An 8941-nucleotide genomic window follows, 5' to 3' on the forward strand; every position below is an offset into this window, starting at 1 on the left:
TCAATCCTCGACCGCGCGGGCGCCGCTGGCGAGCGTGACGGTGATCGGCATGCCCTGTCGCAGCCGCGCATCGGGATCGAGGACGACGACGCGCGCGCGATAGACGAGGGCGGTGCGCAATGCCTCGGTCTCGACCGACTTGGGCGTGAACTCGGCGGTAGGGGAGACATAGCCGATGCGCCCGCGATAGTTCTTGCCCGGCGCCGCGTCGGTGGTGATGCGGACGATCGTGCCCGGCGCGACGAGACCCAGATTGGGCGCATCGACGAACACGCGCGCCCAGACGGGCCGCGCCAGCGCCTCGGTAAAGGCGGTCGATCCGGCGGCTACATTGGCACCCTTCTCGACCGCCCGGGTAAGGATCGTGCCGTCGGAGGGCGCGCGGAGCACGGTGTCGTTGACACGCAGCCGGATGCGGTCGGCGGCGGCGCGCGCGCGATCGACGTTGCTTGCCGCCTGCGCGATCTCCTGCGGCCGGGTGCCCGCCCGCTGCTCGGCGAGCGCCTGCTCTGCGGCGTGCAACCGCGCGGCAGCCTCGTCCCGCTGGTTGATCGCATCCTCGATCCGCCGGTCGGCGATGGCGCCGGTGCCGCGCAGGCTCGACAGCCGATCGACGTCGCCCTGTGTGTTGGCGAGCGCCGCGCGCCGCTCGGCCACCGCCGCTGCGGCCTGCGCGATGTCCTCGCGCCGGTTGCCCGCGCGCAACAGGTCGAGCTGCGAGCGCTGCGCGGCGATCGTCGCCTCGGCTTCGGCAAGGTCGGTGCGCAGCGGCTCGGCATCAAGCATCGCGACGACCTGTCCGGCGCGCACGGCATCGCCCTCGTCGACGAGCACGTCGGCGACCTTGCCTTCGACGCGGAAGGACAGGTCGACCTCGCGGATGTCGATGTTGCCGTAGAGGGTGAGCGGCTTGTCCCCGCCCCCCCGCGTCAGCAACCAGGCCGCGATCGCCACCGCGACGACCAACCCCAACGCCACGACCACCACCCGCCTCTCACCCGGCATCGACTCGCCCCTGACTGACCCGTCGGTCATTATCTAGACTTGCCTCTTGCTGACTGGCAAGTCAGAAATCGAGGATGACCAAGCCAGCCGACCCCTCGCCCCGCCGGCGACGAAAGGAAGCGCGTCCGAGCGAGATTCTGGCGGCCGCGCTTTCGGTATTCTCCGAACGAGGCTTCGCTGCCGCCCGCCTCGACGACGTGGCGGAGCGGGCGGGCATCGCGAAGGGAACGATCTACCTCTATTTCTCGACCAAGGAGGAATTGTTCGAGGCGGTCGTCCGCGATGCCTTCTCCCCGGTGCTCGAGCGGATGACGGGCGCGATGGCGCTTCCCGACATGAGTTGCCGCGCGCTGGTCGAGCTGATGATCCGCACGATGTACGTGCAGATGGTCGCGACCGAGCGACGCGAAATCCTGCGCCTGCTGGTGGCGGAGGCGAAGCGCTTTCCCGACCTTGTGAGCTTCTACCACCGGGAGGCGATCAGCCGGGGCAAGGCGATCGCGGGCGAAATCCTGCGCCGCGGCATTGCCAGCGGCGAGTTCCGCGACAGCCCCGCGACCCGCTATCCCGAGGTGCTGATGGGCCCGGCGATCCTGGCGGCGGTGTGGAAGCTCGTATTCGAGCCGGTCGAGCCGATGGATCTCGACCGGATGGTCGAGGCGCATCTCGACCTCGTGCTCGGGAGCATCGTTGCCCGCTGATGGCGGCGTATTGGTGCCTCGAAGTCGTCCACATCTTCGCGCAGCTGGCTTAGGTCGTAAGCGTGGCCTGAGGGCCGCCTTGCCCGTTTGGCCGTAGCCGGGATGCTTATCGTCTTTGACGAGGGCGCGGGCGGTGCGGGAAGTTTTCGGTTCTGAGACTGGTCATACGAGCGCTCGTACGACTGGTCGTGTGGAGGTGGTCGGCCGGGTATCGGGCCGACGGAGCTGGGCGGACGCGGAGAAGCTGGAGATACTGGCCGAGGCGTTCCGGCCGGGCGTGCGGGTCCGTGATGTCATCGCGCGGCGCGAGGTGTCGAGCGGCCTGATCTACACGTGGCGCAAGCAGGCGCGATTGGGCAAGCTGAGCGGGGTCGCGCCCGCGCTGCCGACCTTCGCCGAGGTGCGTGTGGCCGAGGTCGCCGCTCCTGTGCCACAGCCGGCGACGTCCGCGCCGGGCCTCATCTGCATCGAGTTGCCGGGCGGCGTGCGGGTGAGCGTGGACGGCGCGGTGGATGCCGGCGCCCTGGCGCGGGTGCTGTCGGTGCTGAGGTGAGCCCGGCGCCGTTGCCGACGCGGGTGTTCCTGGCCTGCGGCGTGACCGACATGCGCAAGGGGTTCGACGGGCTGGCGGTGCTGGTCCAGCAGGTGCTGACGGAGAACCCGCATTCCGGTGCGCTGTTCGCATTCCGCGGCAAGCGCGGCCATCTGGTCAAGCTGCTGTGGTTCGACGGCCAGGGTTTGTGCCTGTTCTCCAAGCGGCTCGACCGCGGCCGCTTCGTCTGGCCGGTGACGGCCACGGGCACGGTGACACTGACGCCGGCGCAGCTGTCGATGCTGCTGGAGGGCATCGACTGGCGCCGGCCCGAGCGCACGTTCGTGCCGGCGCTGGCGGGCTGAAAACGGCGGTTTTGCATGAGTTCTGCTCGCCCGAGAGAGTGCGATCTGCTATGAATTCTGCGTGTCGGAAGCGCCCGTTTCCCCTGCTGATGCGACCGCGCGGATCGCCGCGCTGGAGGCTTCGCTCGCCCGGGCCAATGCCGCGCTCGCCGCCCGCGACCTGCTCATCGACACGTTGCGCGGGCAGATCGCCCGGTTGCGGCGGATGCAGTTCGGCGCCTCGTCGGAGAAGCTCGGTCGCGAGATCGAGCAGCTCGAACTGGCGCTGGAAGAGCTGGAAACGGAGCGGGATGTTTCCGCAGTTGAGACCGCCGCGCCCGACATGATGCCCCGACCGGCGCCGGTCCGCAGCCTGCCCGGTCACCTGCCGCGTGAGGAGATCATCCACGAGCCCGCGTCCGGCGTCTGCACCTGCCCGGACTGCGGCGGTGCGCTGCGCCGGCTGGGCATGGACGCGCACGAGATGCTCGACATCGTGCCGGTGCGCTGGCGGGTCGTGCGCAACGTCCGTCCCAAATACAGCTGCCGGGCCTGCGAGAAAATCGTCCAGGCACCCGCGCCGGTCAGCGCCGTGGCGCGGGGCAAGGCGACCTTCGCGACGCTGGCGCACGTCGTCGTCGCCAAGTTCGACCACCACCTGCCGCTGTACCGCCAGGCCGAGATGATGGCTGCGCAGGGTCTCGACATCGACCGCTCGACGCTCGCGGGCTGGAGTGGGCAAGCCGCAGCGCTGCTCGACCCGGTGGTCAGCCGCATCCGCGATGCGGTGCTCAAGGCCGACAAGATCCACGCCGATGACACGCCGGTGCCGGTGCTCGATCCCGGCCGGGGCAAGACTGCGACCGGGCGACTATGGGTTTACGCAACCGACGACCGGGCGTCGGGCAGCACGGCGCTGCGCGCGACATGGTATCGCTTCACGCCCGACCGCACCGCTGCACACCCGCTGTCGCATCTCGCCGGCTTCCGCGGCTTTCTCCAGGCTGACGCCTATGCCGGGTATGACGGCCTTTACCGGGGCGGCGCGACCGAGGTGGCATGCTGGGCACACTTCCGGCGCAAGGTGTTCGACCTGCACGAGCGCCTCTCCACGCCGCTGACCACCGATATCCTGGAGCGCATCGGCGCGCTCTATGCCGTCGAGGCGGAGGTGCGTGGTCAGCCGCCGGATGTACGCCGTCGAGCGCGACAGGAACGAAGCCAGTCGCTGGTCGACGCCTTGCGCGAGGTGCTCGACGCTGCCCTTCGCCGCCTGTCGCCCAAGTCCGACATGGCCAAAGCCATCGCCTATGGCACCAAACGCTGGCCGGCGCTGTGCCGCTTCCTGGGTGACGGGCGTCTGGAGATCGACAACAACATCGCGGAGCGGGCCCTGCGCGGCGTCGCTGTCGGTCGCCGCAACTGGTTGTTCGCCGGCTCAAAAGCAGGCGGTGAACGAGCTGCCGCGATCTACACCGTCATCCAGACCTGCAAGGCCAACGGCGTCGACCCGCAAGCCTATATCGCCGACGTCATCGCCAAGGTCGCCGACGACTGGCCCGCAAGCCGATGGGATGAGCTCATGCCGTGGAACTGGTCTCGCGAACCTGTCAGATTGGCGGCATGACTGCCGAAACCGTCGCTCGCCTGCATATCGTCCTCAACGACATCGACCCCGCCATCTGGCGCCGGGTCGACATGCCGGTCACCGCCAGCCTCAAGATGCTCCACGACGTCGTCCAGGCTGCGATGGGCTGGGAGAACTATCATCTCTGGCACTTCGAGGCCGGCGACCGACGCTACGGCGTGCCGGACCCGATGTGGCCCGACAGCGGCATGGCCGCCGCCAAGAACGTGAAGCTCGCCGCCCTCGTCGACCGGGGCGTGCGAGAACTCGCCTACACCTACGACATGGGCGACGACTGGCGGCACACCATCACCATCGAAACGGTTGGTCCAGGCGAGCCGGACGTCAAATACCCACGCTTCGTCGCCGGCGAACGGCGCTGCCCGCCCGAGGATGTCGGTGGCTTGCCCGGATACGAGATGTTCCTGAAGGCCATGGGCGACCCCACCCATGAGGAACACGACCGCCTGCGCGACTGGTATGGCGGCCCTTATAACCCCGACGACATCGACGAACGCTTCACCAGGCACGCGGTCGCCGCCATCGCCATCCGCCGTCATGCCGGCAAGGTCGCCTACCAGAAGAGCAGGCCGAAATAGCAAGGCGGTCTACCCGCCACGCTTACACATTTCATTCACCAGTCGAGCTTACGATTTCGCCTAAGTCATCGAGTTGTCGCTATGGTCGTAAGAACAAATTCCATTCCCCCCGCTAGCTCGCTCGCCGAAGCCGCAACGGGACCCGGATATGAGGCGTTGCGGTTCCTGTCCGAGCAGAGACTCGATCATAGTCCGGTCAATTTTGCGCTGGCGTGGCGATGCAAAACAGATCGGCACAGCGTCGCTGCGATGGCGGTCGATGCGATCCTTATGGAAGGCCGTCGCCTCCTTCAGGCGGACGTTGATTTCATCACTGCGACCCAAGCTGCCAAGCCGAACGGTGGGAATGCTGCCACTGAACCGAGCCATGACGCTCTTCGCCATCAGACTCTCAGGCTGGCGGACATCGCAGCACATGCTGCCAGCCGGTCCTCCGACTTCGGGCGCGACCTGTCCGCCGGCCTATTCCAGCTTTCCGGTGGCCCGAATTCGGTCGAGCAGATCGTGAAGGCGATGGTTCAGCGCACTCAAGATATTCAAGCTCAGTTGAATGCCGCCTCCAGCGAGATCGAGGAATTGCGCCAGCAGGTAGAGATCTCACGGGACGACGCTCATCGCGACGCGCTGACAGGCCTTCTCAATCGCCGCGGCGCCCGGAGGGAGATGTCGGCTCGCCGATCGTCACGAAACAGCAGCGTCGCGCTTTGCGATGTCGATCACTTCAAGCAGGTGAACGACACCTTCGGACACGGCGTCGGCGACCGTGTCCTGAAAGCCGTAGGGGATTGCCTGTCGCAGAGTCTCGGCTCTCACACCCTGGCACGATGGGGCGGCGAGGAATTTCTTGTGTTTTTCGACGGCGTGAGTGTCGCAAAGGCGGTTGCAATTCTCGAACGCGCTCGATCGAACCTGGAAGACCGCACATTCCGCGATCGCCAGACTGATGAGTTCATCGGCTCCGTCACCATCTCAATCGGCGTGGCGGCATTTGAGGGCACGAAGGAGGATGTGGCTATCGAGGCTGCCGACCGAATGCTCTACGAAGCCAAGCGAGGCGGCCGCAACCGCGTCGTCGCCGCCGTCTCCGAGACGCGTTAACATGCGCAATATTGAAAGCTGCTTGTTCGGCTACCGTGCAATGACGGACGGACTCAATCCAGCATCATTTAGGCGAGCGGCGCTCCGTTGCCGTCAAGACGGCATGGCGGCCCTTGTCCCGGAGTTTGGAAGTTGCTGATCCGCATAACACCGAAACAGGCGAGACTTGGAATGATTGTCGAAGGGCTGGAGGACGGCTGGCTGTCCCACCCCTTCTGGCGTGAGCGTTTTGTTATCAAATCTATGGCCGATCTCGAACGGGTAAGGAATGGCGGGACCAATCTGTTCATTGATGCGCGCAGAGGTCCGAAGCCCCTGACGAACGATCTGCCACACGAAAGCAGCACTGCAGTTCGACCGAAGACTCCGGCGGGGCGACCTGCCGCTTTGCTGCAAGTAAAAAAATCAAGCGCCCCGCGATTGCCAAGAAGACTCCCGACGCCGCCCGCCTTTGACCAGGCGGACAGGAAGCGCGCGTCCGCGGTGGTCAAGAGGTCCGCAAAGATCATCGGCGAAGTGTTCGATGATTGTCGCCGTGGCCACCCGGTGGTGATGCCCCAGATCGCCGCGGTGGTGAAGGACATTGCTGATGCGCTTGAGCATAACGGCGCCGCCTTCGCCAGCGTGACCCGCCTGAAGGAGAAGGACGGCTACACGTACACGCATTCAATCGCTGTCTGTGCGTTGATGATCACGCTTGGGCGCGCCAACAACGCAACGCCGGACGAGGTCGCCGAACTTGGTATAGCTGGAATGCTCCACGATATCGGTAAGCTCTCGATTGCTACTTCTATCCTCGGCAAGGCAGGGCCGCTCGATGAAGGCGAGCGCGCTTTGATCCGTCAGCATCCCGAGATGGGGCACCGGTTGCTAGCGTCGGATCCGCAGGTTCCGTCCGTCGCGTTGGACGTTTGTCTACATCATCACGAGCGGCTCGATGGGACGGGCTATCCCTTCGGCCTGCATGCCGACCAGATCACAACCGCCGCCCGCATCGCCGTGATCTGCGACGTATACGACGCGATGACTTCGAACCGTCCTTACAAGAAGGGCAAGTCGCCTGCCGACGCCATCGTAGAGATGGCCTCCCTTCCGGACATGATCGACCAAAATTTGCTGCTCAAATTCATGCGCGGCATCGGCGTATATCCGGTGGGTAGTCTTGTTCGTCTGCGTTCGAACCGACTCGCCGTTATTATGCCTACGGCGTCCGCCAACGGTCGAGGCGCGGCCCGCTCATTCTACAACATCATGGAGGATCGGACCTCGCAGTATGAGGACGTCGTTCTCGGCGATAGCTTCAAGGACGATCAGGTCGTGAAGATTGATGAAGGGGAAGAGCAGTTTGGCGACGACTGGCCCGCGATGCGCGATCGGGTCTTGGCGGGACGATCTCTACCTGGGCAGCCTGCATGACGCGGCGAGGTTTGCGGTTGCGATTAAGTGCGTTGCCCCGCCCAATGGAGGCGTCAATCTGAATCGCTAGATGAACGAACGGGCATCAACCCGTGCGGCTACTCCAAAGCAGCCATTCCGCTTCTCACTCAGAACCACACTTGCCGGTGTAAGTTCGCGTGCCGTCACGGACACAAGTGACGAGGCGGAAGGCAGCCACATTTTGCACCTTCCGCTAGCTCGTTCCTGCTAGGGTGCCGTCATGCTCCGACTACAGATGAAGCGGCTGGCTCGCCGCAACGAGGAAGCCGTGCGCCGCCTCGCCGACATCGAGCTTGCGATATCCGCTCTTAGCGACGACGACCTGCTCGACCTGGGCGACATCTTCCAAACAGAGCCGCGCGGCGCTCTGGGAGAGATCGCGTGGGTGGAAATGGAGCGACGCAACATTAGCCTGTAAAGCACAGACCTCTAGCTGCTGCTGCCGGCTACGAGCGACTCAAAGCACCTTGCGTCTCAGGCGATTTCCGGGGTTAGTGGGCGCCGCCGGCCAACGAGCCGCCGCAACAGGGATACTGGAAGATGAAGAAGACACTCGTTCTCGCGCTGGCGGCGGGCCTCGCCTCGCTGACCGCCTGCAACTCCAGCCCGCGCGAGCACGCCGCCGACAACATCGAGGCGAACGCCGAGAGCGTCGCCGACAACCTTGAGGACGCGGCGGACAACGTCAGCAACGACGCGGCCGAGGACCGGCTCGAGAACGCCGCCGACGCGGTGCGCGCGACCGGCGAGAACCAGGCCGAGGACATGCGGACGAACGACCCCGACACCAACCTGTCGAACGGCATGTAGAGGTAACGGACGGAGCTGGCTGGTCCCAAGCCCGACCTGCGCTGTAGGGGGCGCTCAGGTAAGACCTGGGCGCCCTCGTTGCGTCGGCACATCGCGGGCGCTGCTGCAATCAAGCGGCACCATCCTTCTCTACGCGCTTCCACGAGGGAGGCGGCGTAACGGACGTTGGCTTTGGAACCTAGGCGGGTCTCAGCTGGGGCGGCTTTGGATGGGAACACTACCTAACCCGAGCTATATTCCTGATTGGCGATGATGCCGTCTGGAGGGTTAGATGCCGAGAATAAAGCGTGATGAGTGGGTCAAGCTGTCGCCGACGGAGAAGGTGGTCCATCGAACCCAGCGGGTGATCGGTAAGCATGGCGGGTAGACCGCCTTGCTATTTCGGCCTGCTCTTCTGGTAGGCGACCTTGCCGGCATGACGGCGGATGGCGATGGCGGCGACCGCGTGCCTGGTGAAGCGTTCGTCGATGTCGTCGGGGTTATAAGGGCCGCCATACCAGTCGCGCAGGCGGTCGTGTTCCTCATGGGTGGGGTCGCCCATGGCCTTCAGGAACATCTCGTATCCGGGCAAGCAACCGACATCCTCGGGCGGGCAGCGCCGTTCGCCGGCGACGAAGCGTGGGTATTTGACGTCCGGCTCGCCTGGACCGTAAGCGTGGCGTGAGGACCGCAGTTTATGCGGCTTGGGCTGTTGGCTGATCTGTCTGGGGCACCCAGTTCCACGGCATCAGCTCGTCCCAGCGGGTGGCGGGCCAGTCGCCGGCGACCCGCTGGGACGAGCTGTGGCG

The 8941-nt window shown here is 65.4% G+C and carries 11 protein-coding genes; 9 read left to right on the plus strand and 2 right to left on the minus strand.

What is annotated here, in order from left to right; all coding sequences use genetic code 11:
• Positions 1-1005 (minus strand): efflux RND transporter periplasmic adaptor subunit, encoded by a 1005-nt coding sequence (locus CA236_RS11450; RefSeq protein ID WP_125945715.1) that lies wholly within the window; start codon positions 1003-1005, stop codon positions 1-3.
• A 74-nt stretch (positions 1006-1079) separates the two neighbouring features.
• Between CA236_RS11450 and CA236_RS11455 the strand changes: the two genes are divergently transcribed.
• From CA236_RS11455 to CA236_RS11495, 9 genes are all read left to right on the plus strand, one after another.
• Positions 1080-1706, plus strand: a complete 627-nt coding sequence (locus tag CA236_RS11455) for a TetR/AcrR family transcriptional regulator (RefSeq protein ID WP_125945695.1) — start codon at positions 1080-1082, stop codon at positions 1704-1706.
• 190 nt (positions 1707-1896) lie between these two features.
• Positions 1897-2259: a transposase gene (locus CA236_RS11460; RefSeq protein WP_206430558.1), complete on the plus strand. Its 363-nt coding sequence runs from the start codon at positions 1897-1899 to the stop codon at positions 2257-2259.
• On the plus strand, positions 2256-2603 hold the full coding sequence (gene tnpB, locus CA236_RS11465; RefSeq protein WP_277600066.1) for an IS66 family insertion sequence element accessory protein TnpB: 348 nt from the start codon (positions 2256-2258) through the stop codon (positions 2601-2603). Before CA236_RS11460 ends, tnpB begins: the two co-directional genes overlap by 4 nt.
• Before the next feature lie 43 nt (positions 2604-2646).
• Positions 2647-4209: an IS66 family transposase gene (locus tag CA236_RS11470; protein WP_125945696.1), complete on the plus strand. Its 1563-nt coding sequence runs from the start codon at positions 2647-2649 to the stop codon at positions 4207-4209.
• Positions 4206-4808 (plus strand): plasmid pRiA4b ORF-3 family protein, encoded by a 603-nt coding sequence (locus CA236_RS11475; protein WP_125945697.1) that lies wholly within the window; start codon positions 4206-4208, stop codon positions 4806-4808. Before CA236_RS11470 ends, CA236_RS11475 begins: the two co-directional genes overlap by 4 nt.
• 249 nt (positions 4809-5057) lie before the next feature.
• Positions 5058-5906 carry a diguanylate cyclase gene (locus CA236_RS11480; protein ID WP_164518922.1) on the plus strand — a complete coding sequence of 283 codons (849 nt, stop codon included), beginning with the start codon at positions 5058-5060 and terminating at the stop codon, positions 5904-5906.
• A 132-nt stretch (positions 5907-6038) separates the two neighbouring features.
• Positions 6039-7322: an HD-GYP domain-containing protein gene (locus CA236_RS11485; protein ID WP_125945699.1), complete on the plus strand. Its 1284-nt coding sequence runs from the start codon at positions 6039-6041 to the stop codon at positions 7320-7322.
• Between the two features lie 256 nt (positions 7323-7578).
• Entirely contained in the window at positions 7579-7761 is a 183-nt protein-coding gene (locus CA236_RS11490; protein ID WP_125945700.1) for a hypothetical protein, read from the plus strand.
• Between the two features lie 122 nt (positions 7762-7883).
• The gene (locus CA236_RS11495; RefSeq protein WP_125945701.1) at positions 7884-8153 is read left to right on the plus strand and encodes a hypothetical protein; all 270 of its coding nucleotides are present in this window, start codon (positions 7884-7886) and stop codon (positions 8151-8153) included.
• A 376-nt stretch (positions 8154-8529) separates the two neighbouring features.
• Here CA236_RS11495 and CA236_RS11500 read toward each other — a convergent pair whose 3' ends face one another.
• Entirely contained in the window at positions 8530-8853 is a 324-nt protein-coding gene (locus CA236_RS11500) for a plasmid pRiA4b ORF-3 family protein (protein WP_346962770.1), read from the minus strand.
• Positions 8854-8941: the final 88 nt, after the last annotated feature.

The organism is Sphingomonas sp. ABOLG, from assembly GCF_003950435.1.
In the GTDB taxonomy this organism is placed as follows: Bacteria; Pseudomonadota; Alphaproteobacteria; order Sphingomonadales; family Sphingomonadaceae; genus Sphingomonas; species Sphingomonas panaciterrae.

Excerpts from the sequence above, each read along its gene's own strand:
- CA236_RS11490 (WP_125945700.1), top strand. The coding sequence starts at position 7,579 with ATGAAGCGGCTGGCTCGCCGCAACGAGGAAGCCGTGCGCCGCCTCGCC.
- CA236_RS11480 (WP_164518922.1), top strand. The coding sequence starts at position 5,058 with ATGGCGGTCGATGCGATCCTTATGGAAGGCCGTCGCCTCCTTCAGGCG.
- CA236_RS11450 (WP_125945715.1), bottom strand. The coding sequence starts at position 1,005 with ATGCCGGGTGAGAGGCGGGTGGTGGTCGTGGCGTTGGGGTTGGTCGTC.
- CA236_RS11455 (WP_125945695.1), top strand. The coding sequence starts at position 1,080 with ATGACCAAGCCAGCCGACCCCTCGCCCCGCCGGCGACGAAAGGAAGCG.
- CA236_RS11495 (WP_125945701.1), top strand. The coding sequence starts at position 7,884 with ATGAAGAAGACACTCGTTCTCGCGCTGGCGGCGGGCCTCGCCTCGCTG.
- CA236_RS11475 (WP_125945697.1), top strand. The coding sequence starts at position 4,206 with ATGACTGCCGAAACCGTCGCTCGCCTGCATATCGTCCTCAACGACATC.